Raw genomic sequence first — 23,963 nt, forward strand, 5'->3', positions numbered from 1 at the left:
GCCGAGCGGCGCGCCCGGCGCCAAAAAAGGGGGGCCGGTTCGGAGCCCACCCCGGCCCGGCTACGGCCCCGGACGGGCACGCACGCCACGCGGGCAAAGGGGGCTTGGCGGAGTCCGACCCCCTAGGCCCGTGCCGCCGCCTCGTCGGTCAGGGCCGTCAGGTCCTCGATCGACATCGATCCCGGCGGCAGCCCCTCCCGCGCGAAGATGTTCGCCGCTTGGCGCAGGGTCTCGTTCACCGGCGTCGGCACCCCGTGCAACCGCCCCAGCAGGCAGATCTCACCGTTGAGGTAGTCCGCCTCGATCGACCCCGTCCCCCGGGCCAGGCTCTGCCACGACGACCCGCCCCGCACCCCCGCCGGCTGCTCGACCTTGCCGTCCCGGGCCGCCGACTGCTCGGCCTCCGAGGCATGGGCGATCCCGGCGGCCCCGAAAACCGCCTTCGCCTCGCGGATCGCCCTGAGCAGCAGCGCCCCCTTCGCCGGAGCCGGATCGGGACCCGTGGTCGCCTGGATCGCGTTGCCGAGGTTGCCCAGCAGCTTGGCGTACTTCCATCGCATGACGTCCTCGACGACCGCCGCCCCGAAGCCCGCCTTCTCCAGGTCGGCGGCGATCGCCCGGACCCGCGCGTCCGTTCCCCCGGCCGCGCGGCCCAGGTGCAGGATGCCGGTCAGCGGCGCGCACAGCGCCGAGACCGCACCCGGCTCCAGGAAGGTGGCGGGCAGCCAGACGCACGCCCCGTACACGCGCGCGAAGCGCCGTAGGGCCAGCCGTTCGCTCTCCACGCCGTTCTGCAGGCACAGCACCGGCAGGCGCTGCGCCGCCGTGCCGCCTCCGGCGACCTCCGCGTCCCCCCACGCGTCGAGCGCCGCGATCGCGTCCTGCGTCTTCACGGTGAGGAACAGCATGTCGTCGGGCCGCAGTTCACCGAGTTCCGCCGGGTCGGTGACGACGGGCATCCGGTGCAGCCGCTCTCCCCCGGCCGTCGTGAGCCGCAGCCCGTCCGCCGCGAGCGCCCGCGCGTGCGCGCCCCGGGCGACGAGTACGACGTCCAGGCCCGCTCCGTCGAGCCGTCCGCCGATGGTCGCGCCGATCGCCCCGGCGCCGATGATGATGTATCGCATGGCTGCGAGCCTGACACACGCCGCGCACGACGGGTTCGGCCCGGGTGGCCGTCAGGTCAGTCCCCGGTCAGCTCGACCAGCTTGACGACGGTGTTCCAGTTTCGGGTCGTCGCGTCGAGGCCCTTGAGGAGGGCCGGTCTGTGGAGCACCTCGCCCAGCTTGGAGGTGCCGAGGCCGCCCGGCGCGTAGAGGTAGACCACCCGGTCGCCGAGGCGGAACTCCTCGGGGAGGAACGCCCGCGCGTCGATGCCGGCGTAGCGCTCCGGGGAGGGCTGCGCGGACAGGAACGTCACGTGGAGCTGCCTGCCTTCGAGTTCCGCGGCCGGGAACGGACAGGCGTCGGCCACGGCGCGCAGGTGGCGGCCGTCCACGACGAGGCAGGGCACGCGGAAGCCGAAGTGCGCCTCGATGGCGGCCTCCAGTGCGCGGGCGAGCATGTCGGGTTCGCGTTCCCTACTGCTGAACACGGCGTTGCCGCTCTGCAGGTACGTCCGGACGTCGCCGTGGCCGAGCTGCTCCATGACGGCGCGCAGCTCTGCCATCGGGACCTTCTTGTTCCCGCCGACGTTGATTCCGCGGAGGAGGGCGGCGTAGGTCGTACGCTCCGTGGGCTTTGGGCTCATGCCCCAACGATAGGACGCCCCACCGACAGCGGTCGGGGCGTTCGGCCCCGATGAGGTCCGCGGCCTGTCGCGCGCCGCCCTCGACGGCCGTGTCCGCGCGTACGGCCTCGGCCCGGGCGACCACGCCGGGGTGGGCGACCAGGGCGAGTACGGCCTCCCGCGCGGTGTGGGCGTCGGCCCCCTCCGTGCATCCCATCGTGCGACCCGCCTCCGCCCTCGCCCGGCTCGCCCGATGCCGACGGGGCATCAAGCCGGTCACCGGCGGGATGGCAGACTGTCGGTGACGTGGTGGCGGGGAGATCCGGACAGGGACGGGCGACGGCGGGATGGACGAGGCGCGGGCCAGGGACGTACTGACGGCGGCGGGCGTCACCGGTGCGGCCGAACTGCTGGCCTTCGGCGAGAACGCGGTGTTCGCGGTCGGCGACCTGGTGGTGAAGGTGGGCCGGGAGGCGGCGCTGCTGGGGCGCGCCGAACGGGAGGTGGCGGTCGCGGACTGGCTCGCCTCCCGCGACGTACCGGCCGTGCGGGCGGCCGAGCCGCGGGCCCGGCTGGTGGACGGGCACCCCGTCACGGTGTGGCACCGCCTCCCGGACGCGCTCCGCCCGGCCGGCCCGCACGACCTGGCACAGCTCCTGCGGCGCGTCCACGCCCTGCCCGCACCGCCGTTCGCGATGCCGGCGCGGGATCTGCTGGGCGGGGTGGAACGCTGGCTCCGGCTCGCCGGCGACGCAGTCGACCCGGCCGACGCGGCGTACCTGCGGGCCCGGCGCGACGCCTACGCCGGCCAGGTGGCCGCGCTGACCCCCCACCTGCCGCCCGGCCCGATCCACGGCGACGCCCTGCCCCGCAACGTCCATGTGGGCCCGGACGGGCCCGTGCTCGTGGACCTGGAGACGGTGTCGGCCGATCTGCGGGAACACGACCTGGTGGTGATGGCCCTCTCCCGCGACCGGTACGGGCTGCCCGCCGGGGCGTACGAGGAGTTCGTGACCGCCTACGGCTGGGACGTGCGCGAGTGGCCCGGCTGCGCGGTGCTCCGCGGCGCGCGCGAGACGGCGAGCTGCGCGTGGGTGGCCCAGCACACCCCGACCAACCCGGCGGCCGCCGCGGAGTTCCGCCGCCGCGTCGCCTCCCTGCGCGAAGGCGACTCCGAGGTCCGCTGGCACCCCTTCTGAGCACCCCGCGGCGTCCGAGCACCTCGTGCGGAGCCCATGAGGAGCCCGTGAGGAGCCCGTGACCAACTCGCGGGGAGCCCACGGGGAACCCGAACCCGTAAGAGGCCCTACCCGTGAGCCGCCGCGCCGCCTGCCTCGCCCCCGTGGCCGGGTCCGGCCGCGTACGCGAGCGGGGGTGCGATCGCTTGCGCGTCCGCCCCCTCCGCGACCCACAGGGCGATGAACAGCGCGGCGGTCGCTTCCAGGAGTCCGGCCCGATCGAGACCGCCGCCGGCCACGGGCTCGCAGCCCACGTCCCGCACCAACTCGCCCACACGCACGAGGGCCGCCTCGTCGTCCCCGCAGACCGGCACGGCAAGTGGTCGCCCGTCGAAGACGGGGGGCCGCATGCGCCACACGTCCTCGTGGCAGAGGTTGAAGGCCTTCACCACATGCGCTCCCGGTGCCGCCTCGGCAAGTCGCCGCGCGGCCGAGGGTCCTCCTTCCGTGAGCAGCCGGAAGCCCGGTCCGAGCGGGTTGGAGCAGTCGAGCAGCACCTTGCCCGCCAAGGCTTCGCGCAGCTCCCGTGCCACGTCCGCTCCCGCCCCGAAGGGCAGCGCGGCCAACACCACCTGGCCGGACTCGGCCGCCGCGCGCAGACCGGCGGGCCTCGCGCCGCCCCCCATGCGCGTCGCGAGCCGCTCCGCCTTGTGTGCGTCCCGTCCCCCGATGACCACCTCGTGGCCGGCCCGCACCCAGTGGGTGGCGAGCGCCTGCGCCATGTTGCCCGTGCCCAGTACGCCGATTCTCATCACGCGGTCCCTCTCCGTGCCTGCTTCGACCGTTCACATCGACGCTAGAAGGCCGTTCGGGCACCATTTGGTATGTGACCACCGACGCCTTCCTCGCCGACTGCCGCGCGCGCCTCGCCTTCGACCTGCTCTCCAACACCTGGAACTCCGTGGTGGTCTGGGCGCTGCGCGACGGGCCCTCCCGCCCGGTCGAACTGCAGGAGCGGATCGGGGGCATCAGTTCGAAGGTCCTCACCGAGACCCTGCGGCGGCTGCAGTCCAACGGACTCGTCGACCGGCGGGCAGACCCCGACGTGCCGTCACGGGTCGAGTACCGGCTCACCCCTCTGGGCCGCACCTTGCTGGCCCCCATCGACGCCGTCGGCGCATGGGGCTTCGAGTACGGCGATCAGGTCCTGGCCGCCCAGGAAACAGCTCGCACCCCCGCCCCCCGGTCTTCTCGGCCGACTTGTTAGACGGGTCGACAGCGGGAGCGGCGTGTCAGGCCCCGGCCGTGGCCGGTATGTGCGTCCGCAGGGGCCACGCCGTGTCGATCACGGCGTCCGGGCTCCCCTGCCCACGGAGGTACGCCTGGAAGTCACGGGCCCAGCGGGCGTGCCAGGCGCCCTGACGGTCATGCAGGTCCGCCGGGCTGAGCGCGGCCACCTCCGGATGCCGGGCCGCTATCGCCCGCGCCACCTGGACCGCCGCCAGCGCGTCCGCCCCCGCGTCGTGCGCGGCGTCGAGGACGACGCCGTACACCCCGCACACCGCCTCCAGGGTGCGCTTCCCGCGCCGGTAGCGGTCCACGGCACGGTCGATGGTCAGCGGGTCCACCACCGGCCCCGTCCGCGCGCCGCCCAGCCGGTCCGCGAGCGACGGCAGCCCGTGCCGGGCCAACTCCGCCGTCAGCAACGACAGATCGAAGGCGGCGTTGTAGGCGACGACCACCGCGCCGCGCAGCCAGTGGTCGGTCAAGGCCCTCGCCACCTCGTCGGCGACCTGCCGCACCGGCCGGCCCTCCGCGACGGCCCGCGCCGTACTGATGCCGTGGATCGCGGAGGCCTGTTCCGGGATCGGTATCCCCGGGTCCGCGAGCCAGGCCCGCCGCTCCCGCACCTCGTCACCACGCACCTCGACGACCGCGGCCGTCACGATCCGGGACTCCCCCGGCTCCGTGCCCGTCGTCTCCAGATCGAATCCGACCAGCGCTCCCCCGTGCCACGCCACCACGGCGTCCCTCCCCCGTACCTGCATCCGGTCAACGGCTTTCAGCCTGCCACGGGCCACTGACAGTCAGGACACCGGCCGGGAATCCTCCCAAACCGACTCGAATTCCTCCCGATACGTGGTGAAAAGTCCGTGCTCGGCGTCTTTCGGAACCCCCCGCCCGCCCCCGCGCAAGACCAGTACGGGCGCCTCCATGCCCCGCGCCCGCCGCAGGTACGACTGGACCACCGCGATGCCCGAGGACTCCCCCTCCACCAGGTACGCCGTGAAGCGGGGCGTCTCGTCGAAGACGTGGATCTCGAACCGTGACGCGTCCCGCAGGCCGGCTCGCACCCGCCGCACGTGCAGGATGTTCATCTCCACGGAACGGCTCAGCTCGCCCTTGCGCAGCCCCAGCTCCCGCTCGCGCCGCTTGACGGCGCTGCTCGCCGGGTTCAGGAACAGCAGCCGCACCCGGCAGCCCGCCTCCGTGAGCCGGACGAGTCTTCGGCCGGAGAAGTTCTGGACCAGCAGGTTGAGGCCTATGCCGATGGCGTCCAGCCGCCGCGCGCCCCCGAACAGGTCCTCCGCAGGGAGCTGGCGCTGGAGCCGCACCCGGTCGGGGTGGACGGAGATGACGTCGGCGTACCGGTCCCCCACCAGGTCCTCGACCGCGTCGATCGGCAGCCGGTCCGCCGCCGGACTGCCCGCGCCGCCGCCCAGTACCTCCAACAGCCGCGCGGAGGCCCGCTCGGCCTGTTCCAGGACCGGCCGCGAGAGCGCCCGGTTGCGGGAGACCACGTTCCGGGTGACCTCCAGCTCGTCCAGGGCCAGCTCGATCTCCCGGCGGTCGTCGAAGTACGGTTCGAAGCACGGCCAGTGTTGGACCATCAGCTCGCGCAGTTGGGGCAGCGTCAGGAAGCTCAGCACGTTGTCGTCGGCCGGGTCCAGCAGGTAGCCCTTGCGCCGGCTGACCTCGCGTACGGCCACCGCCCGCTGGACCCACTCCTGCCCGGCGGGCCCCGCCGCCGCGACGACCCAGTCGTCCTGGCCGTGCACGGGCTCGTAGATGGGCCTCAGCACGGCGCCGACGACGGCCCGCAGCCGCTGCTCGATGAGGTTCAGCCAGATGTAGGCGCGCCCGGCCCGTTGCGCGCGGGTGCGGACCTCGCTCCACGCGTCCGCGCCCCAGTCCAGTTCGGCCCCGGCCCGGGCGCTGCCGGACTCGGGCGGGGCCAGGGACACCGCCCCGGCCGGCACCCCGGCCTGCGCGCTTCCAGCGGCGTCCGCCGGGCCACCCTCGTGCCCGCTGTCACCAGGGGGCAGCTCCAGACCTCCCGAGCTCACCCGTGCACCGCCTTCTGCGTCTGGACGCCCGTCTCCAGTGATCACGGAAGGGTACTCCGCGCGCGCGGCCCGACGCAGCCCGATGGTCCCTAGACCGACCGGCCGTTGACCCATTATCCGATGCCCGGACAGTCCGCTGACCCGGATATCAGCTCTCCGGGTCACCCGGTAGAACCATCCCAAGTCCACGCGTGGAGGCCTCCTTTCGGGGAAGATCTGGCAGAGACGTTGTCCATGCCCGATCAGCCGGGACGTCAGCCGACACCGAGGGAAGAGTCGTTATCTATGCAGGTCTGGCCGGGACAGGCGTATCCGCTGGGTGCCACGTACGACGGCGCCGGAACCAACTTCGCTGTCTACTCCGAGGCCGCTCGACGGATCGAGCTGTGCCTGCTGCACGACGACGGCTCGGAGACCGCCGTCGAGCTCCGCGAGACGGACGCCTTCGTCCGGCACGCCTACCTGCCCGGCATCATGCCCGGTCAGCGCTACGGCTTCCGCGTCCACGGCCCGTACGAGCCCGAGCACGGCATGCGCTGCAACGCGGCGAAGCTGCTGCTGGACCCGTACGCGCGGGCCGTCAGCGGCAGCGTGGCGTGGGGCGAGGAGGTGTACGGCTACCACTTCGGCCGCCCGGATTCGCGCAACGACCTCGACTCGGCCCCGCACACCATGACCTCGGTGGTGGTGAACCCGTACTTCGACTGGGCCAACGACCGCCCCCCGCGCCACGAGTACCACCAGACCGTGCTGTACGAGGCCCATGTGAAGGGCCTGACCATGCGGCACCCGGAGCTTCCGGAGGAACTGCGGGGCACCTACGGGGCGCTCGCCCACCCGGCGGTCATCGGGCACCTCACCAAACTGGGCGTGACGGCGCTGGAGCTGATGCCGGTGCACCAGTACGTCAACGACCACCGCCTGGTCGACGACGGCCTGAGCAACTACTGGGGCTACAACACCATCGGCTTCTTCGCGCCGCACAACGGCTACGCGTCCGGAGACCGGGGCGAGCAGGTGTTGGAGTTCAAGTCGGCGGTCCGCGCCCTGCACGAGGCGGGGATCGAGGTGATCCTGGACGTGGTCTACAACCACACGGCCGAAGGCAACCACCTGGGGCCGACATTGTCGTTCCGGGGCCTGGACAACGCCTCGTACTACCGGCTGGCGGACGACCCGCGCCACTACATGGACACCACGGGCACCGGGAACTCGCTGCTGATGCGCTCCCCGCACGTCCTCCAGCTGATCATGGACTCGCTGCGCTACTGGGTCACCGAGATGCACGTCGACGGCTTCCGCTTCGACCTCGCGGCGACCTTGGCGCGGCAGTTCCACGAGGTGGACCGGCTGTCCTCGTTCTTCGACCTGGTCCAGCAGGACCCGGTGGTGAGCCAGGTGAAGTTGATCGCGGAGCCCTGGGACCTGGGCGAGGGCGGCTACCAGGTGGGCAACTTCCCGCCGCTGTGGACGGAGTGGAACGGGAAGTACCGTGACACCGTGCGGGACTTGTGGCGCGGGCAGCCGCGCACGCTCGCGGAGTTCGCGGGACGACTGACCGGCTCCTCGGACCTCTACCAGGACGACGGGCGACGCCCGCTCGCGTCGATCAACTTCACCACCTGCCACGACGGGTTCACCCTCCACGACCTGGTCTCCTACAACGACAAGCACAACGAGGCGAACCGGGAGGGGAACCGGGACGGCGAGACCCACAACCGGTCCTGGAACTGCGGCGTCGAAGGGCCGACCGAGGACCCGGAGGTCCTGGAGCTGCGCGAGCGCCAGATGCGCAACTTCACGGCGACCCTGATGCTGTCCCAGGGCGTCCCGATGCTCAGCCACGGGGACGAGTTCGCCCGCTCGCAGGGCGGCAACAACAACGCCTACTGCCAGGACAACGAGCTTTCGTGGGTGCCCTGGCCCGAGCCCGGCAAACCGACGCCCGCGCAACTGGAGTTCACCCGTCAGATGGTGTGGCTGCGCCGGGACCACCCGGTGTTCCGGCGACGCCGGTTCTTCCACGGCCGGCCCGTGGAGGGGACGCACGACGAGCTGTCGGACATCGCCTGGTTCACCCCGCACGGCGAGGAGATGCGGGCCCGGGACTGGCAGGCGCAGCACGCGCGGTCGCTGACGGTATTCCTCAACGGCGAGGCCATCTCGGAGCCGGGCTCGCGCGGGGAGCGGATCACCGACGACTCGTTCCTGTTGATGTTCAACGCGGGCGCGGAGCCCCAGGAGTTCACCATCCCGGCGGGGCACGGGGCCCGGTGGCAACTGGTGGTGGACACGGCGAAGCCGGAGGTGCTGCCGCCCGGCACCGGCCCGCAGTACGCGGCCGGCGACCGGGTGCCGCTGACGGGACGCTCCCTGGTCGTCCTCCAGCGGCCCGAGGGCGCCTGAGGCGGTGTCGCGCGTAGCGCCGGCCGGGTCGCGCGCGGGCCCGGCGGTACGCGCTCGGCGCTGCGGGGGGGGGAAGGCGCGCGTCACCCGGATGCGGGGCGAATGGCAAGGAATCCGGCTGGGCGGGTACCTAGGTTCTCATGAGCCAGTCATACGATCGCGCCCGACCGACATCCGTCCCGGCCGTCGGCACGCCGGCCTCCACCTACCGTATCCAGCTCTGTCCCGAGTTCCCGTTCGCGGCCGCCGAGGCGGCCGTGCCGTACCTCGCCACGCTCGGCGTGTCCCACCTGCACCTCTCCCCCTCCCTGGAGGCGGTACCCGGCTCCACGCACGGGTACGACGTCACCGACCACTCCCGGGTGCGCGAGGAGCTCGGCGGCGAGGCCGGGCTGCGCGCGCTCGCCCGCACCGCGCGCGAGCACGGGCTCGGCCTCGTGCTGGACATCGTGCCGAACCACATGGCGGTGCCCGCGCCGCTGCGCCTCAACGGGGCCCTGTGGGAGGTCCTGCGGGACGGACCCCGCTCCCCCTACGCGCGCTGGTTCGACATCGACTGGGAGGCCGGCGGCGGGCAGGTGCTGCTGCCGGTGCTCACGGGCCCCTTGGAGGTGGAGTCCCTCAGGGTCGACGGCGAGGTGCTGCGCTACGGCGACCACGAGTTCCCGCTGCGGGAGGGGACGGCCGGGCTGCCGCTGCCGGAGCTGGCGGCGGCGCAGTTCTACCGGCCGGCGTTCTGGCGCGAGGCCCGGACCTCCCTCAACTACCGTCGCTTCTTCACCATCTCCGACCTCATCGGGGTCCGGGTGGAGGACCCGGAGGTCTTCTCCGCGACCCACGCCAAGATCCTCGAACTGGTGCGGGACGGGGTGCTCCAGGGGCTGCGGATCGACCACGTGGACGGGCTGGCGGACCCCGAGGGATACCTGCGGCGGCTGCGGGCCGAGGCGGGCGAGGGCTGCTGGGTGGTGGTGGAGAAGATCCTGGCCCGCTCCGAACGCCTGCCCGCCTCCTGGCCGGTGGCCGGCACCACCGGATATGACGCGCTGCACCGGGTGGACGGGGTGTTCACCGATCCCGTCGGAGCGGCCGAACTGGCGCGGGACTACGTCAAGTCCACGGACGCGGAATCCTGGGCGGAGACGGCGGAGGCGTGCGCCCGGGAGGTGCTGACCGGCGACCTGGCGGCCGAGCTGGCCACGCTGGAACGGATGGCGGGCGCTGAACTGCGCTCAGCCGTGCTGGAGTTGTTGGTCGCCAACCCGGTCTACCGGCCCTATCCGGGAGGCCCAGGACTGCCGCCCGAGGCCTTGGAGCGGGCGGCCGCACTGGCCGGCGCCGACCCGGTGGCCGCCGTGCTGGACCTCCTGCGCCGCGACCGCGCGTTCGAGGCGCGCTTCGCCCAGACGTCGGCGGCCCTGCGCGCCAAGTCCCTGGAGGACCGGGCCTTCTACCGCTGGGCCCCGCTGCTGTCGGCGACGGAGGTGGGCGGGGAACCCGGCGACCCGGCGGTGTCGGTCGAGGACTTCCACGCGTACTGCGCCGACCTGGAGCGCGACTGGCCGGCCTCCGGGACGGCGCTGTCCACGCACGACACGAAGCGCAGCGCCGACGTACGGGCCCGGATCTCCGTGCTCTCGCAGGCGCCGGAGCTGATGGCGGGGGCCGGCGCGGTCCCGGACGCGCAGCTGGCGTGGGTGGCCCGGCAGAGCGCGCTGGGCCTGGGACAGATCCCCGAGCGGGAACCCCGGCTGGCGGCGGCCCTGCTCAAGGGGGCCCGTGAGGCGGCGCTGCGGACGTCCTGGACCGACCCGGACGAGGAGTACGAGGGGGGCATCGTCGCCCCGCCCGAGGTGGACCTCCCACCGGACCTGGCGGAGGCGGCCCGCGCCAATGTGCTGGGCATGACCCTGCTGCACCTTGCCATGCCGGGGGTTCCGGAGGTGTACCAGGGGGCGGAGAGCGAGTACCGGGCCCTGGTCGACCCGGACAACCGCCGGCCGGTCGTCTTCCCCCGAGAGGAGTTGGCCCGGCTCGACGGGGGCGGTGTCCCGCACGGTCTGGCGGGCGAGAAGCTGGCCCTGTCGGCGGCCCTGCTGCGGCTGCGGCGTGCCCGGCCCGAGCTGTTCACGGGCTACCGGCCGCTGGCGGCCCGGGGTCCGGCGGCCGACCACTGCGTGGCCTTCGGCCGCTCGCCGGGCCTGGTCGCGGTCGCCACCCGGCTCTCGCACCGGCTCGCCGGCGGGGGCGGCTGGCGTGACACGGCCCTGCCCCTCCCGCCGGGCCGCTGGACGCCGCTGCTGCACGAGGGCTCGTACGAGGGCGAGGCGCTGCTGTCGCACCTGCTGGCCGACAGCCCGGCGGTGGCCCTGGTCCGGGCCGAGTAGGCGCTGCCGTACCCGGGGTCCGGTCGCGGTCGTCGGCGCACGACCGCGCCCGGCGCCTCGGGGATCGCGACCGGCGCCGAGGCCCCTACCTCGGGGGACGCCCCCCGGAGCGCTGCCGGAGTTACCCTCCCAGGATGGAACGCGCAGAGGTTCTGAAGCGAGTCATCGGCATCCTCACCGAAGCCCAGGAGATCCGCAGGGCGGCCGAGGCAGGGGAGGAGGACGAGGTCCCCGCGGCGGAAGCGGGGGTCGTCACCCAGCTGCTGAACGAGATGCTGCCCTCGATCAGCGTTCCGGCCGAGTCCTCCCCGCAGCAGGTCGCCCGCCTGGTCGCCGAGGCGCTCGGTCCGGCCCTGCACACGATGGTCGCCGGCTTCAGCCTGGCCTTCACCAGTCTCGCGATGGCGCACGACAGCGGTCGCACGGACCTCTCCTCGATCCAGGTCCTGCAGCAGCTCGCCCTCGAAGTGGAGTCGGGGGCCTTCGACGAGGACTCCTGAGGCCCGGACCCGGGACCCGGGGCGCCCGCCCCGGGCGTCTTGTGGATCGTCCCCCGGATCACTGCCGGCGAGGCGTTGGCCAGCGCTTTTCCCGGATTTCCGGAGAAATGAGAGGCGCGCGGAGCAGTACGGGGAGTGCGCGGCGGGCATGGCATGAGGTGTGACCCTCCTACGAGACATGCGCTACCCCACCCCGCACCAACTTGCCCTGGCCGCACGCTCCCTGGCGGACGAACACCCGGCCCGGGCCCGGGTCCGCCGCGTCGGTCTCTCCCGGGGCGGGGAACCGCTCTGGTTGCTGTCCGTCGACGCCGCGCGGCCGGACGAGAACGTACTGGTCGTCGCCGGGGCGCACGCCAACGAGCCCGTCGGCGGGGCGACCGCGCTCGCCCTGGCCCGCCGCATCATCGCCGAGCCGGCCGCCGCCAACGGCTGCGGCTGGCACTTCCTGCTCTGCGCCGACCCGGACGGCGCGGCCCTGCACCGCACGCCCCGCCCGTACTCCCTCTTGGACTACCACCGGGCCTTCTTCCGGCCCCAGGGGCCCGAACAGCCCGAGTGGGCGCCGTCTTTACTGCCCCCGGACCGGCTGCCGCCCGAGACGACGGCCCTGATCTCGCTGATCGACGAACTGCGACCCGTCCTCCAGCTCTCCCTGCACGCCACCGACCTCGGGGGCTCCTGGGTGCAGCTCACCCAGGACATACCCGGCCTCGCGGAGCCGTTCGCCAAGTCGGCCGCCGAGCTGCGCATCCCGGTCGAGACCGGGGCGTCGGACGCCATCGGCTGGCCCTCGCCGGGGCCGGGGATCTTCGTCATGCCCGAGCCGGGGAGCGGCCCCGACGGGTCCTTCCACCCAGAGGACACCCGGCTGAGCACCTGGTACCACGCCCACCGCTACGCGGGCACCACCGCGATCGTCGAGGTCCCGATGTGGGCCTCCGACTCGGTGGACGACCCGGCTCCGCACCCCGATCCCCGGCGTGCCCTGCGGATGCTGGCCGCCCGGCTCACCGCCGAAGCCGCCCGGGTGGTCGCCGTGCGGGACGAGGCACGCGACAGCGCGCCGCCGGGAGGGGTCGCGCCGCTGCTGCGCGCGGTGGACTGGACGCTGGCGCTGATCCCGCGGATCGCCGCCGAGTGGGCCGGCCCTGGGGCTCCCACCGAAGCCACGACGGCGCACATCGGCAGCATCGACGCGTTCGGACGGCGGCTGTCGCTGCGCGCCGCCGCGATGCTGCTGCGGGTGCTGCGGGCTCAGGGCCACCCGGCCGCGGCCGGACTGGACCGGCTCGTCACCGGCTGGTGCGAGGAATTCGCGGCGCGGTTCCAGGCCCGCTGGGTACCGGTGGCCACCCAGGTCGAGCACCAGTCCCGGACGGCGTTCGCGGCGTGCGAGCGGCTGACGGGGGTCATCCGGTAGCGGGCGGTCCCACCGGGAGGGAGTAGCGGCGCTTGGGGCGTCCGGTGGCCCCGAGCCGGTCGTAGAAGCGGATCGCGCCCTCGTTCCAGTCGGGTGTCTGCCACTCGACGTGGCCGAGGCCCCGCTCGCGCGCGACGCCGGCCACGGCGTCCATCAGCGCGGCGCCCAGGCCGAGCCCGCGCGACTCCTCGGCGAGGTAGAGGCAGTCCATGTGCAGGAAGGGGCGGCCGTCCCAGAACGAGAACTCCTCGGAGCAGGCGGCGTATCCGGCCACCTCGCCACCCGGGGTCTCGGCGAGCAGCACCCACACGCGCGGGTCGGCCCCGAACAGGGCGGGGCGGAGGCGGTCCGCCAGACCCGGCGGGCGCTGCCGCGACCTCTCGTACGCGATGTGCTCGTGGATCAGTTCGACGATGCGCGGCAGGTCTTCGGGGCGCGCCGGGCGCACCGCGGCTTCGTGTTCGCTCATGCCCCCATCCTGCGCCCCGGCCGGGCCCGCGCCGCGACGGGCCCCGAACGGCCTATCCGGCGGAGAGCCGGAAGGACATCTGCCCGAAGCCGACCTGGTCGCCGTCGCGGACCATCGCGCAGCCGGTCACCCGTCGTCCGTTGACGGTGGTGCCGTTCGTCGATCCGAGGTCCGTGAGCATCCACACGCCGTCGCGCAGGCCCAGTTCGGCGTGCGCCCGCGAGACGGTCTCGTGGCTGAGTCGCAGTCCGTTGCCGGGGTCGCGGCCGATCCGCAGGGGTGCGGCGCTCGGGTGCGGCATCAGCAGCGTGGGCAACCGCTCCGTGCGCCAGGCGCGGCGGACGCCGACGCCGACGGCCGAGGCACGGCCGACCCAGCCGAACAGGCGACGCGCCCAGGGGCTTTCGGCCTGCCCGCGCGCCTGGAGGTCGGCGGTCAGTGCGGCCAGTTCCTCGGACCGGCGGGCGACCAGCGCGAGTTCCATCCGCCGCAGGAAGGTGTCGTGGGACAGCCTGCCCAGCGCGGCCCCTTCGCGGAGCTCGCCGAGGACTCGGTCGCGCTGCGCGTCGGAGACCCGCGGCGCGGGATAGGCGGGGAACTCGAAACCGGACGTCACAGGGTGATTGTCGGCCCGTCGTGGGCAGAGTGTCCAGAACTCCCCCGCCCCTGACGGGATGATGGGCCCGAGTGAGGGCGACAGGGCCAGGTACCGCCGGAGACGAGGGGACCGTCCGTGCAGTTCGAGGTGTGGGCACCGCAGACAGGTCGGGTCGCCGTGCGACTGAACGACACCACCCACGAGATGACCCGTGATCCGGCGCCGGACCGCGCCGGCTGGTGGGTCGTGGAAGCCCCGGCCGGCGACGGGGACCGGTACGGCTTCCTGCTCGACGACGATCCGCGGCCCCTTCCCGATCCGCGCGGCCGTCGTCTCCCCGACGGTCCGGACGGCCTGTCCGCAGTGGTCGACTTCACACCGCTGCATCCCGACGCGCCGTCACCGCGCGTGTCCCTCCAGGACGCCGTCCTCTACGAGCTGCACGTCGGCACCTTCACCCCCGAGGGCACCTTCGACGCGGCCGCCACCCGCCTCCACCACCTCACCTCGCTCGGCATCACGCACGTCGAGCTGATGCCGGTCTGCCCCTTCCCCGGCCGGCACGGCTGGGGGTACGACGGGGTCGCGCCCTGGGCGGTGCACGAGCCGTACGGGGGCCCGGCCGGGCTGGCCCGGTTCGTGGACGCGGCGCACTCGGCGGGTTTGGGCGTGGTGCTGGACGTGGTCCACAACCACCTCGGTCCGTCCGGCAACCACCTCCCCGCCTTCGGCCCGTACTTCACCGACACCCACCACACGCCCTGGGGCGCGGCGGTCAACCTGGACGCTCCCGGTTCGGACGAGGTCCGGGCGTACTTCATCGGCAGCGTCCTGGCCTGGCTGCGGGACTACCGGATCGACGGACTGCGGCTGGACGCCGTCCACGCGCTGGCCGACGGGCGGGCGCTGACCTTCCTGGAGGAGCTGGCGGCGGCCGTTGACGCGCTGGCGGCCGAGACCGCCCGGCCGCTGTTCCTGATCGCCGAGTCCGACCAGTGCGACCCGCGGACCACCACCGCGCGCGCGGCCGGTGGCCTCGGCCTGCACGCCCAGTGGAACGACGACTTCCACCACGCCCTGCACTGCGTCCTCACCGGCGAGTCGCAGGGGTACTACGCCGACTTCGCGGTGACCCCGTTCGCGGCCCTCGCCAAGACCCTGACCCGCGCCTTCTTCCACGACGGCACCTGGTCCTCCTTCCGCGGTCGCACCCACGGCCGCCCCGTCGACCGCCGTCGGACCCCCGCGCACCGGTTCGTGGGGTACACGCAGACCCACGACCAGATCGGGAACCGGGCGCTCGGCGATCGGCTGTCCGCCTCGCTCTCCCCGGGGCTGCTGGCGTGCGCGGCGACGCTCGCGCTGACCGGGCCGTTCGTGCCGATGCTGTTCATGGGTGAGGAATGGGGCGCGGACACCCCGTGGCAGTACTTCACCGACCACCCCGACCCGGAACTCGCGGAGGCCGTACGGACCGGGCGGCGCCGGGAGTTCGCCGCGCACGGCTGGAAGGAGGAGGAGATCCCCGACCCGCAGGACCCGGCCACCCGGGACCGGTCCTGCCTGGACTGGAGCGAGCCGGAGCAGGCCCGGCACGCCCGGCTGCTGGAGTGGTACCGCACCCTCGTGGCGTTGCGCCGCGACCATCCGGACCTGCGCGACCCGGACCTGGGGGCGGTCCGCGTCGCCTACGACGAGGAGCGGCGCTGGCTGACCTTCCGGCGCGGCGACCTCCGCGTGGCGGTGAACCTCTCCCCCGAGCCGGTGACGATCGCGCTGGGCCGCAACGGGGTGCGTGTGCTGGCCGCCTGGGAACCCGTCGAACGACCCGGCGGGGACGGCCGCATCCACCTGCCGGGCGAGTCGGCGGTGGTCCTGGGACCCTGAGCCCGGCGGTGCTCCCGGGACCCTGCGCGCCTACGGCGCTTCGGTGAGCCGCGCGGCGACGGCGAGGGCCGCGCCCGTGGGGGCGCCCGGCGCGAGGAGTTCCGTACGGTGCACCAGGCGCGGCGACTCCAGGGGTACGGCGACCCCGGCGCGGGCGGCCCGCGCCACCCGCAGCGGCAGCAGGGCCAGGCCGTGGCCGGCGGCTGCGAGGGAGCACAGGGCGTGCAGGTCGGTGCCGTCGTAGCGCAGGGCCGGGGCGGTGCGGACGGCGGCGGGCGCGAGCCCCACCCCGGGGGCGTCGAGCCAGCGGGCGTCGACCAGGTCGTCCAGTCGGACGGCGGCCCGCCCGGCGTACGGATGCCCGGCCGGGAACAGGACCGCGAGCTCCTCCTCGGCGACGCCGGTGACGCGCAGCGGGGCCACGTCGGGGAGCCGGAGCGGATCGCTGGGAGCGGCCGGACCGTCGACGAGCCCGAGGTCACAGCCCCCGGTGGCGACGACGGCCGGTACCTCGGCCGGGGGCAGCACGCGCAGGGTCACCCCGGTGGCGGGGAGCGCGGACAGCAGCCGGGGGCCGACGGCCAGCGGGGACACGGCGAGGGTGACCCGCCCGGGCGGCGCGGCGGCCAACCGCAGCACGTCGGCGCGGGCGGCGTCGAGGCGCAGCAAGAGCGGGGCGGCGTGCTCCAGCAACCGCTCCCCCGCCGGCGTCGGCGCCACGGGCCGCCGGGTCAGCAACTCGGTGCGCAGGTCGGCCTCCAGCGCGGCGATGTGCTGGGAGACGGCGGACTGGGTGTAGCCGAGCTCCCGCGCGGCGGCGGAGAAGGAGGCGAGCCGGGCGACGGCGACGAAGGTGCGGAGCAGGTGCGGGTCCATGCGCCCCAGCCTGCCACCGGCTGCCGCGGCCCCACCCCGGAGCCGGGCCCGGGCCGCCTCCGCGGGCACCCCGTCACCCGCGCTCGGCGCGCCCGGGCGGGACCCTGCCCCGACGTCCCTATCGTGGGGCGGGTGAGCATCCCCAGTGGCCCCGCGGGCCGCGGCAGGCCACTGCGCGCGTCCCGGACCGACTCCGCCGGCGCGGTGTACGGCTCCCTCCTCGCCACGTCCGTGGTGGCCACCGCCGGGGCCACCGGCGGCTTTCCGCGGTTTCAGCTCGTACTCCTCCTGATCGTCACGGGTCTGGTGTTCTGGGCCACCCACGTGTACGCCCAGCTGGCGGGGGAACGGCTGGTCGGCGAGCCCTGGAGCCGGCACGAGATCCGCCGGGTCGCCCGGCACGAGTGGCCGATCGTCGAGGCCGCGGTCCTGCCCGCGGCCGCTGTCGCCCTCAGCGGCCTCCTCGGGCTGGACTACGCGGGGACGGCGTGGCTGGCCATGGGCGTGGCGGTGACGCAGCAGGTCGTCTGGGCCTGCGTCGGCGCCGCCCGCGCCGGCGCCACCCGTCGCCAGTTGGCGGCCGAGGGCGTCGTCAACCTCGTCCTCGGGCTGATCATCGTGGCCACCAAGGCCGCGCTGAAGCACTGAGGCGAAGCGCCGAAGCGCCGAAGCCCCCGAAGCCGGGCCGGCCGACCGGTCGCGATCAGTTCTGCTTATCGATCGAGCAAGAACAATCGTTGGCGCTGAACACGGCTCCGCCCCAGGATGGCACGCATGATCACCACCACCGCACGGATCGCCCTGGTCGGCGACCGTTCCCCGCACGTGAAGTCCCACACCCGCATCCCGCTCCTCCTCGACGCCCTCGCCTCCCGCGACGGGCTGGTCCTCGACGCCTACTGGCTGCGGACCGCCGACGCGGAGGCCGAAGCCGCCTCGGGGGCCCTCGCCCGCTTCGACGCGGTGTGGGTGCTGCCCGGCAGCCCGTACGTCGACGAGGCGGGGGCGCTGGCGGCGATCCGGGTGGCGCGCGAGGAGCGCGTCCCCTTCCTCGGCACCTGCGGCGGCTTCCAGCACGCGCTGCTGGAGTACGCCCGGAACGTCTGTGGGATCAGCGGCGCCGCGCACGCCGAGACCGACCCCGACGCCGAGGACCCGGTGATCGCTCCGCTCGCCTGCTCGCTCGTCGGCCACGAGGGTCACGTACGGGCCGAGCCGGGTTCGCTGGCCGAGTCCGTGCTCGGCGCCGAGCGGAGCCTGGAGCGCTACCACTGCGACTACGGTCCGGCGCCCCGCCACCTGCCGACCTTGGAGACCGGGGGGCTGCGCCTGTCGGGGCACGACGAGGACGGGCAGGTCCGCATCGCGGAGCTGCCCGGGCACCCCTTCTTCCTCGCCACCCTGTTCCAACCGGAGCTCGCCGGCGACGGCACCGTGCCGCACCCGATCGTGAAGGCCCTCGCGGCGGCGGCAGTGTCGCACGCCGCGCGCGTGCACACCGCCCGTGACCACACCGCCCGTGACCACACCGCCCGGACGCCTGCCGCCGGATAAGGAGTCGCGGGACCACCCTTCTGATCAGCTATGCTGTGCATGCACATCGAACGGGTGGTCCGCCGCCCTTCGTGGTGGGTGTAGCTCAGTTGGTAGAGCACCTGGTTGTGGTCCAGGTGGCCGCGGGTTCAAGTCCCGTCACTCACCCTGTCGACCCTGTGGGGGTACGAGGTTCTCCTCGTACCCCCACAGGCGTTCCTAGCTCCGCAGGAAGGCCTCGACCTCGGTCGCGAACGCCACCGGCGTCTCCTGCGGCGGGTAGTGGCCGGCGCCGGGGATCGTACGGACCCGGCAGTCGGGGTACCAGACCTTCCAGGTGGCCCGCATCACATCGGCGGTCAGGGCGAGATCGTACTCGCCGACGAGCGCCAACACCGGCACGGTGTTCCCCTTGACCTGCGCGGACAGGTCCAGCGGCTGCCAGCTCGCGAGGTACGCGGCGAAGGCCTCGGGGCGGGAGATCGCCCGCGAGTGGGCGACCATCCCGTTCACCCAGTGTCGGCTCGCGCGGTTGCCGGTGACCAGGTCCAGGATGACGCGCCGGTTCTCGGGGTTCTGCGCGGCGCCGTAGAAGAGTTCGTGGGTGGCGTCGTCCATCTCGTACGGGGCCGCCGGCACCGGGGCGATCCCGATGAGCTTCTCGATCCGTTCGGGCGCCCGGACCAACACCTGCTGGGCCGCCTTTGCGCCCATGGAGTGGCCCAGCAACGAGAAGGTGTCCCAGCCGAGCTGGTCGGCGAGTTCGAGGACGTCGTCGGCGATCTCCGGGAGGCTGTACCGGCCGGTGACGTCCCGGCGTTCGCCGTAGCCGCGGTAGTCGAGGAAGGCGTACGAGAACCCCTCGGGGTCCAGGTAGTCGAGCACGGAACCCCAGTTGGCGGACGTACCGAACCAGTCGTGCAACACGACGACGCGAATGGGGCCGGTGCCGATCCTGCGGTGGGCGATGGCCATGCGTTCTCCCTCGGTGACGGGGGTGGCGTGGAAACCGACGCCGTACGTTCTGCCCACCGCGCCCACCGTCACACCGTGGGCCCGCCCGACCCCGCCAATCGCGTCCGGAACCGGCCGGCCCGGCCGGGGAGGTGCGGCAGCCGCCGTCCCGGGACCTCGGTCCGGGGACGGCGGCTGCCGCATGGCGCGGACGGGCGCGTCAGACGGTGCTGATCGCCGGGTCGGATATGCCGGGCGCGCCGGTCTCCACGTGTCCCGCGAAGCGGCGCAGGAAGGTCGCGTCGGCGTCCGAGACGACCTTGACGTCGTACCAGCGGCCCGTCGCGGCCAGGTCGACCGTGTACGAGGCCGTGCCGCCCGCCGCGACCCGCACGGTCCGGGACGCCCCGGCCGCGCCGTTGTAGGCGTTGGTCACCGTCAGGTTGACGGCGGTCGTGCCGGAGTTGGTCAGGGTCAGCTTCAGGTTGCCGGTGGCGGCGTCGTGGCGGGCCGTGACCTCGGGGCCCGCCTTCTTGGCGGGGCCCTTCCAGGTGCGCAGGAACCCGTTCGGGCCCCAGACGGTGAGGTTGATCTGGTAGCCGGTGGAGCTGCTGGTGCTCCAGGTGTCCGACAGGGTCTTGCCCGCCTCGACCGTGTAGGGCCACGGGCCGTCGGTGCGGTTGCCGGAGGTGCTGTGGAAGTGGGCGCCCAGGGCGGGGCCGGAGGAGAAGGTCAGGGTGAACTTGCCGGTGGAGACGGTGGCCTTGCCGTCCACGTACGGGGCGTAGCCGAGTGCGCGCGTCGGCTTGGCGCCGCCCTCCTGCTTGGGCAGGGTGCCGGTGGCCGGCGGGACCGGGTGGTAGGAGGGGTGCGCGTTGTGGTCCGCCGGGACGTATCCGGCGGTGGAGGGCAGCGGGGCAGGGGAGGCGTCCGCCTTGGTGAAGTCGAACGCGGAGGTCAGGTCACCGCACACCGCGCGGCGCCACGGCGAGATGTTGGGCTCTTGGACCCCGAAGCGCTTCTCCATGAACCTGATCACCGAGGTGTGGTCGAAGGTCTCGGAGCAGACGTAGCCGCCCTTGCTCCAGGGCGACACGACGATCATCGGGACGCGCGGGCCGAGGCCGTACGGGCCGGCCGTGTAACCGCCGCCCCCGGCGTACAGGTCCTTCGAGACGTCCGCCGTGGACAGGCCCCAGGCCGAGGACGCCGGCGGGTACGGCGGGACGACGTGGTCGAAGAAGCCGTCGTTCTCGTCGTAGGTGATGAAGAACGCCGTCTTCGCCCACACCGCCGGGTTGGCGGTCAGCGCGTCCAGGACCTGCGAGATGTACCAGGCACCGAAGTTGACGGGCCAGTTCGGGTGCTCGCTGAACGCCTCCGGGGCGGCGATCCAGGAGACCTGGGGCAGCGTGCCGGCCACGACGTCGGCGCGGAGCTTGTCGAAGTAGCCGTCGCCGGCCTTGGCGTTCGTGCCCGTACGGGCCTTCTCGTAGAGGGCGCTGCCGGGCTGGGCGTCGCGGTAGCTGTTGAAGTACAGGAGCGAGTTGTCGCCGTAGTTGCCGCGGAACGCGTCGCTGATCCAGCCCCAGGAGCCGGCGGCGTTCAGGCCGTCGCCGATGTCCTGGTAGATCTTCCAGGAGACCCCGGCCGCCTCCAGCCGCTCGGGGTAGGTCTTCCAGCCGTAGCCGGCCTCCTGGTTGCCGAGGACCGGGCCGCCGCCCACGCCGTCGTTGCCGGTGTGACCCGTCCACATGTAGTAGCGGTTGGGGTCGGTGGCGCCGATGAAGGAGCAGTGGTAGGCGTCGCAGACGGTGAAGGCGTCGGCGAGCGCGTAGTGGAACGGGATGTCGTTCCGCGTCATGTACGCCATCGTCGTCGCGGTCTTGGCCGGGACCCACTTGTCGTACTTGCCGTTGTTGTAGGCCTGGTGGCCGCCCGCCCAGTCGTGGTTGAGCCCCTCGACGAACTGCATGCCCAGATCGGCGACCTGCGGGTTGAAGGGCAGTACGTCCTTGGTCCCGTTGGACTGGTAGAAGACCGACTTGCCGCTGTCCTGGAGCACGGGCCTCGGGTCTCCGAAGCCGCGCACGCCCTTCATCGTGCCGAAGTACTGGTCGAAGGAACGGTTCTCCTGCATCAGGACGACGATGTGCTCGACGTCCTGGATGGTTCCGGTGCTGCCCTGTGCCGGAATGGCGGCGGCCCGAGCGATGCTCTCGTTCAGCATGGCGGCGGCGGCCGTGCCGCCCGCGATCTGCAGGAACCTGCGACGGTTGAGTTCAGCCACGGTGAAGACCTCTGGGGGTGTGGAGGGGGTCGAGGGGCGCCCCAAGGACAGCGGTCCAGGGGGACCGGACGGAGATCCCCGTCTGGCCTTGTGCCGTACAGATGGAGAACGAAAGGGCCGGACGGGGAACGGAACGGCGCCGGGAGGGACCTCCCCGCGCTCCGCCGGGGGCACGGTACGACGCCCCGGCCGTACACAACAGACCTCGTGCACAAGGTGCTTGGGGCGGCCGGGTACTCGGGCACCGCGCACGGTCGATCTGAGCATCCGTACTCAGGTCCGCCCCGGCGGCGCTTGCCATCGTGTGGGACATGTTCACCCAGTCAGGGCGCAGCCCCTCCCACCCGCGGTCGCGGCCGCACGCCGCCGGGATCACCGCCGTCGCCTCTCTGCTGCCCGAGGACGTGCTGACCTCGGACGACCTCCAGCGCGAAGTGGCCGGCCGCAGCGGTCTCGCCCTGCCGGCGCGGCTGCTGACCCAGGCGACCGGGATCGTCTCCCGCCGGGTCGCGGCCGATGGGGTGTACGCCTCCACGCTCGCCGTCGGCGCCGCCCGCCGGGCCCTGGCCGCCGCCGACCTCGACCCCCTCGACATCGACCTGCTGGTCTTCGCCTCCGCCTCCCGCGACGTGGTCGAGCCCGCCACCGCGCACATCGTGCAGGCCGAACTGGGCTCCAGGGCGCACGCCCTGGATGTCACCAACGCCTGCAACAGCTTCGTCAACGGGATCGACCTGGCCCGATCCATGATCCTCTCGGGGCGGGCGCACCGGGCCCTGGTGGTCACCGGCGAGACCCCGAGCCGGGCGGTGCGCAGAGCGCCCGCCGACGCCGCCGAGTTCCGCGCGGGTTTCGCCGGCTACACCTTCGGCGACGCCGCCGCGGCGGTGATCGTGGAGGCGGTGGAGCGCGGCGGCATCCTGGACGTGGACACCGAGACCCACTCCGGGCACTGGGAGGTCGGCGGCATACCGGGCGGCGGCTCACGCCATCCGCGCGGGGACGCGTACACCTACTTCCAGGGCGACGGACACGAACTGCGCGGGGTGTTCGAGAAGGTCGGCACGGCGGTCGTCGACCGGACCCTGCACCGGATGCGGATGGATTGGGACGACTTCGCGAAGGTGCTGGTGCACCAGGTGACCGTGCCGTATCTGGAGAGGTTCGCGGAGCTGACCGGCGTACCGGCCGACAAGCTGGTGGTGACCGTGCCGGAGCTCGGGAACGTGGCGAGCGCGAGCATCGGGGTGCAGTTGGACCGGGTCTTCGACGGGCTGGCCGCCGGGGAACGGGTGCTGTTCGTCGGGCTCGGCGGCGGCATCAGCATCATGACGATGGTCTGGGAGAAGTCGTGAACCTGTGGGTGGTGGTGCCCGCGCACCAGGAGGAGGCCCGCATCGGCGACACCCTGCGGGCCCTCGCGCGGCAGCGCGACCGGGACTTCACCCTCCTGGTGGTCGACAACGCGTCGGCCGACGGCACCGCGGCGGTCGCCCGGGAGTTCGCGGCGCGGGCACCGTTCACGGTGGAGGTGATCGAGGAGCCGGAGAAGGGCGTCGGTTGCGCCGTTGACACCGGCTTCCGGTACGCGATCGCGCAGGGCGCGACGCTGCTGGCCCGCACGGACGCCGACTGTCTGCCCCGCCCCGGCTGGACGGCCGCGGCGCGGGACGCGTTGCTGCGGCGGCCGGGCCTGGTCTGCGGACGGATCACCGCCCGGCGCGACGAGCACGGGCCGTTCGGCCGGGGCGGGTTCGCGGCTCTCGTGGCGCTCGCCGCGCTGTTCGGCCGGCTGCGGCCCCGGCACGCGCGCAGGCACGGCTACCTCGCCCCGTACCGGATGCACGCGGGGAACAACATGGCCATCACCGCCGAGCTGTACCTCGCCGTGGGCGGGATGCCCCGGCGCCCCTCGCCGACGGACCGGCTGTTCCTGAACGCCGTACGCCGGCACACCGACCGGATCACGCGCTGCCGCGCGATGGTCGTGGAGAACTCGACGCGGCGGCTGCGGGCCTACGGGCTCCGCGGCACCGCCCGCTGGTACCTGGACCAGGGCAGCGGCACTCACGGAACGGACGACCCGCGCTGATGCTGGACCGACTCGAACACGCGCTGCGCGCCCGCCCCGAGCTGCCGGCGGTCCTCACCGCCGGCCGGGGCGGCGCTCCCCGGGCGCTGGCCACCCGCGGGGAACTGGCCGGGCTCGCCGACGCGTACGCCGCCGCGCTGCACGCGCGCGGGCTGCGCGCCGGCGACACCGTCGGGGTGGCCGTTCGGCCCGGGCCGCGGGCCCTTGCGGTGCTGCTCGCGCTGTGGCGACTCGGGCTGCGCGGGGCGGTGCTCGACCCGGGGGCCGGGCCCGCAGCACCTCGGGCCCCGCCCCCGG

General features: G+C 73.6%; 22 protein-coding genes and 1 tRNA gene. 13 read left to right on the top strand and 10 right to left on the bottom strand.

Translation table 11 applies throughout. The features are described 5' to 3' along the window. Positions 1-122: 122 nt before the first annotated feature. Together E6R62_RS30060 and E6R62_RS30065 are read right to left on the bottom strand one after the other, a co-directional pair. Positions 123-1,124, bottom strand: coding sequence for a ketopantoate reductase family protein (locus E6R62_RS30060; protein ID WP_136216646.1), 1,002 nt, complete (start codon positions 1,122-1,124; stop codon positions 123-125). Positions 1,125-1,180: 56 nt separating this feature from the next. Beyond that, positions 1,181-1,747, bottom strand: a complete 567-nt coding sequence (locus E6R62_RS30065) for a DUF1697 domain-containing protein (protein WP_136216647.1) — start codon at positions 1,745-1,747, stop codon at positions 1,181-1,183. 326 nt (positions 1,748-2,073) lie between these two features. On the opposite strand from E6R62_RS30065, the gene E6R62_RS30075 reads away from it, so the two are divergent. Next, complete coding sequence (locus E6R62_RS30075) at positions 2,074-2,925, top strand: phosphotransferase enzyme family protein (protein WP_136216648.1); 852 nt, start codon at positions 2,074-2,076, stop codon at positions 2,923-2,925. A 107-nt stretch (positions 2,926-3,032) separates the two neighbouring features. Here the strand turns inward: E6R62_RS30075 and E6R62_RS30080 are convergent, their stop codons facing one another. Next, positions 3,033-3,716: an NADPH-dependent F420 reductase gene (locus E6R62_RS30080; protein ID WP_136216649.1), complete on the bottom strand. Its 684-nt coding sequence runs from the start codon at positions 3,714-3,716 to the stop codon at positions 3,033-3,035. 74 nt (positions 3,717-3,790) lie between these two features. Here E6R62_RS30080 and E6R62_RS30085 point away from each other — a divergent pair, with 74 nt between their 5' ends. Further along, a complete protein-coding gene (locus tag E6R62_RS30085) occupies positions 3,791-4,171 on the top strand; it encodes a helix-turn-helix domain-containing protein (protein ID WP_136216650.1) in 381 nt (126 codons plus the stop codon). 25 nt (positions 4,172-4,196) lie between these two features. On the opposite strand, the gene E6R62_RS30090 is transcribed toward E6R62_RS30085, so the two are convergent. Both E6R62_RS30090 and E6R62_RS30095 read right to left on the bottom strand, forming a co-directional pair. Next, positions 4,197-4,925 carry an exonuclease domain-containing protein gene (locus E6R62_RS30090; protein WP_168714222.1) on the bottom strand — a complete coding sequence of 243 codons (729 nt, stop codon included), beginning with the start codon at positions 4,923-4,925 and terminating at the stop codon, positions 4,197-4,199. A 66-nt stretch (positions 4,926-4,991) separates the two neighbouring features. Continuing rightward, positions 4,992-6,251, bottom strand: coding sequence for an SAV2148 family HEPN domain-containing protein (locus tag E6R62_RS30095; RefSeq protein WP_136216652.1), 1,260 nt, complete (start codon positions 6,249-6,251; stop codon positions 4,992-4,994). A gap of 285 nt (positions 6,252-6,536) precedes the next feature. On the opposite strand from E6R62_RS30095, the gene glgX reads away from it, so the two are divergent. The 4 genes from glgX (at position 6,537) to E6R62_RS30115 (ending at position 12,967) form a co-directional block, all read left to right on the top strand. Continuing rightward, on the top strand, positions 6,537-8,657 hold the full coding sequence (glgX, locus tag E6R62_RS30100) for a glycogen debranching protein GlgX (RefSeq protein ID WP_136216653.1): 2,121 nt from the start codon (positions 6,537-6,539) through the stop codon (positions 8,655-8,657). A gap of 140 nt (positions 8,658-8,797) precedes the next feature. Further along, complete coding sequence (gene treY / locus E6R62_RS30105; protein WP_136216654.1) at positions 8,798-11,044, top strand: malto-oligosyltrehalose synthase; 2,247 nt, start codon at positions 8,798-8,800, stop codon at positions 11,042-11,044. A 134-nt stretch (positions 11,045-11,178) separates the two neighbouring features. Continuing rightward, a complete protein-coding gene (locus tag E6R62_RS30110; RefSeq protein WP_136216655.1) occupies positions 11,179-11,544 on the top strand; it encodes a hypothetical protein in 366 nt (121 codons plus the stop codon). A gap of 160 nt (positions 11,545-11,704) precedes the next feature. Continuing rightward, positions 11,705-12,967 (top strand): murein peptide amidase A, encoded by a 1,263-nt coding sequence (locus E6R62_RS30115; RefSeq protein ID WP_136216656.1) that lies wholly within the window; start codon positions 11,705-11,707, stop codon positions 12,965-12,967. On the opposite strand, the gene E6R62_RS30120 is transcribed toward E6R62_RS30115, so the two are convergent. Continuing rightward, entirely contained in the window at positions 12,957-13,436 is a 480-nt protein-coding gene (locus tag E6R62_RS30120; protein ID WP_136216657.1) for a GNAT family N-acetyltransferase, read from the bottom strand. The genes E6R62_RS30115 and E6R62_RS30120 overlap by 11 nt on opposite strands. 52 nt (positions 13,437-13,488) lie before the next feature. Next, positions 13,489-14,052, bottom strand: a complete 564-nt coding sequence (locus tag E6R62_RS30125; protein ID WP_136216658.1) for a DUF1707 and FHA domain-containing protein — start codon at positions 14,050-14,052, stop codon at positions 13,489-13,491. Positions 14,053-14,169: 117 nt separating this feature from the next. On the opposite strand from E6R62_RS30125, the gene treZ reads away from it, so the two are divergent. Next, positions 14,170-15,921 (top strand): malto-oligosyltrehalose trehalohydrolase, encoded by a 1,752-nt coding sequence (gene treZ / locus E6R62_RS30130; protein ID WP_136216659.1) that lies wholly within the window; start codon positions 14,170-14,172, stop codon positions 15,919-15,921. 30 nt (positions 15,922-15,951) lie between these two features. Here treZ and E6R62_RS30135 read toward each other — a convergent pair whose 3' ends face one another. Beyond that, positions 15,952-16,797: a LysR family transcriptional regulator gene (locus tag E6R62_RS30135; RefSeq protein WP_136216660.1), complete on the bottom strand. Its 846-nt coding sequence runs from the start codon at positions 16,795-16,797 to the stop codon at positions 15,952-15,954. Positions 16,798-16,929: 132 nt separating this feature from the next. Between E6R62_RS30135 and E6R62_RS30140 the strand changes: the two genes are divergently transcribed. The 3 genes from E6R62_RS30140 (at position 16,930) to E6R62_RS30150 (ending at position 18,498) form a co-directional block, all read left to right on the top strand. Beyond that, complete coding sequence (locus E6R62_RS30140; protein ID WP_168714220.1) at positions 16,930-17,445, top strand: hypothetical protein; 516 nt, start codon at positions 16,930-16,932, stop codon at positions 17,443-17,445. Positions 17,446-17,571: 126 nt separating this feature from the next. After that, positions 17,572-18,351 carry a hypothetical protein gene (locus E6R62_RS30145; protein WP_136216661.1) on the top strand — a complete coding sequence of 260 codons (780 nt, stop codon included), beginning with the start codon at positions 17,572-17,574 and terminating at the stop codon, positions 18,349-18,351. 74 nt (positions 18,352-18,425) lie between these two features. After that, a tRNA-His gene (locus E6R62_RS30150) sits at positions 18,426-18,498 on the top strand. Between the two features lie 51 nt (positions 18,499-18,549). Here E6R62_RS30150 and E6R62_RS30155 read toward each other — a convergent pair. Together E6R62_RS30155 and E6R62_RS30160 are read right to left on the bottom strand one after the other, a co-directional pair. Continuing rightward, positions 18,550-19,362, bottom strand: coding sequence for an alpha/beta fold hydrolase (locus E6R62_RS30155; protein WP_306432483.1), 813 nt, complete (start codon positions 19,360-19,362; stop codon positions 18,550-18,552). Positions 19,363-19,504: 142 nt separating this feature from the next. Continuing rightward, positions 19,505-21,574, bottom strand: a complete 2,070-nt coding sequence (locus tag E6R62_RS30160) for a phosphocholine-specific phospholipase C (protein ID WP_136216662.1) — start codon at positions 21,572-21,574, stop codon at positions 19,505-19,507. A gap of 311 nt (positions 21,575-21,885) precedes the next feature. Between E6R62_RS30160 and E6R62_RS30165 the strand changes: the two genes are divergently transcribed. The 3 genes from E6R62_RS30165 to E6R62_RS30175 form a co-directional block, all read left to right on the top strand. Continuing rightward, entirely contained in the window at positions 21,886-22,929 is a 1,044-nt protein-coding gene (locus E6R62_RS30165) for a 3-oxoacyl-ACP synthase III family protein (RefSeq protein WP_136216663.1), read from the top strand. Beyond that, positions 22,926-23,666, top strand: a complete 741-nt coding sequence (locus E6R62_RS30170; RefSeq protein WP_240801988.1) for a glycosyltransferase family 2 protein — start codon at positions 22,926-22,928, stop codon at positions 23,664-23,666. Before E6R62_RS30165 ends, E6R62_RS30170 begins: the two co-directional genes overlap by 4 nt. After that, a partial coding sequence (locus E6R62_RS30175; protein ID WP_168714221.1) for an AMP-binding protein occupies positions 23,666-23,963 on the top strand: 298 nt, incomplete at its 3' end. The genes E6R62_RS30170 and E6R62_RS30175, both read left to right, overlap by 1 nt.

Source organism: Streptomyces sp. A1136 (assembly GCF_004795055.1).
Taxonomy (GTDB): domain Bacteria; phylum Actinomycetota; class Actinomycetes; order Streptomycetales; family Streptomycetaceae; genus Streptomyces.

Coding starts and splice junctions, on each gene's coding strand:
- E6R62_RS30120 (WP_136216657.1), bottom strand. CDS start 13,436: ATGAGCGAACACGAAGCCGCGGTGCGCCCGGCGCGCCCCGAAGACCTG.
- E6R62_RS30080 (WP_136216649.1), bottom strand. CDS start 3,716: ATGAGAATCGGCGTACTGGGCACGGGCAACATGGCGCAGGCGCTCGCC.
- E6R62_RS30165 (WP_136216663.1), top strand. CDS start 21,886: ATGTTCACCCAGTCAGGGCGCAGCCCCTCCCACCCGCGGTCGCGGCCG.
- E6R62_RS30135 (WP_136216660.1), bottom strand. CDS start 16,797: ATGGACCCGCACCTGCTCCGCACCTTCGTCGCCGTCGCCCGGCTCGCC.
- glgX (WP_136216653.1), top strand. CDS start 6,537: ATGCAGGTCTGGCCGGGACAGGCGTATCCGCTGGGTGCCACGTACGAC.
- E6R62_RS30060 (WP_136216646.1), bottom strand. CDS start 1,124: ATGCGATACATCATCATCGGCGCCGGGGCGATCGGCGCGACCATCGGC.
- E6R62_RS30110 (WP_136216655.1), top strand. CDS start 11,179: ATGGAACGCGCAGAGGTTCTGAAGCGAGTCATCGGCATCCTCACCGAA.
- treY (WP_136216654.1), top strand. CDS start 8,798: ATGAGCCAGTCATACGATCGCGCCCGACCGACATCCGTCCCGGCCGTC.
- E6R62_RS30145 (WP_136216661.1), top strand. CDS start 17,572: ATGATCACCACCACCGCACGGATCGCCCTGGTCGGCGACCGTTCCCCG.
- E6R62_RS30065 (WP_136216647.1), bottom strand. CDS start 1,747: ATGAGCCCAAAGCCCACGGAGCGTACGACCTACGCCGCCCTCCTCCGC.
- E6R62_RS30075 (WP_136216648.1), top strand. CDS start 2,074: ATGGACGAGGCGCGGGCCAGGGACGTACTGACGGCGGCGGGCGTCACC.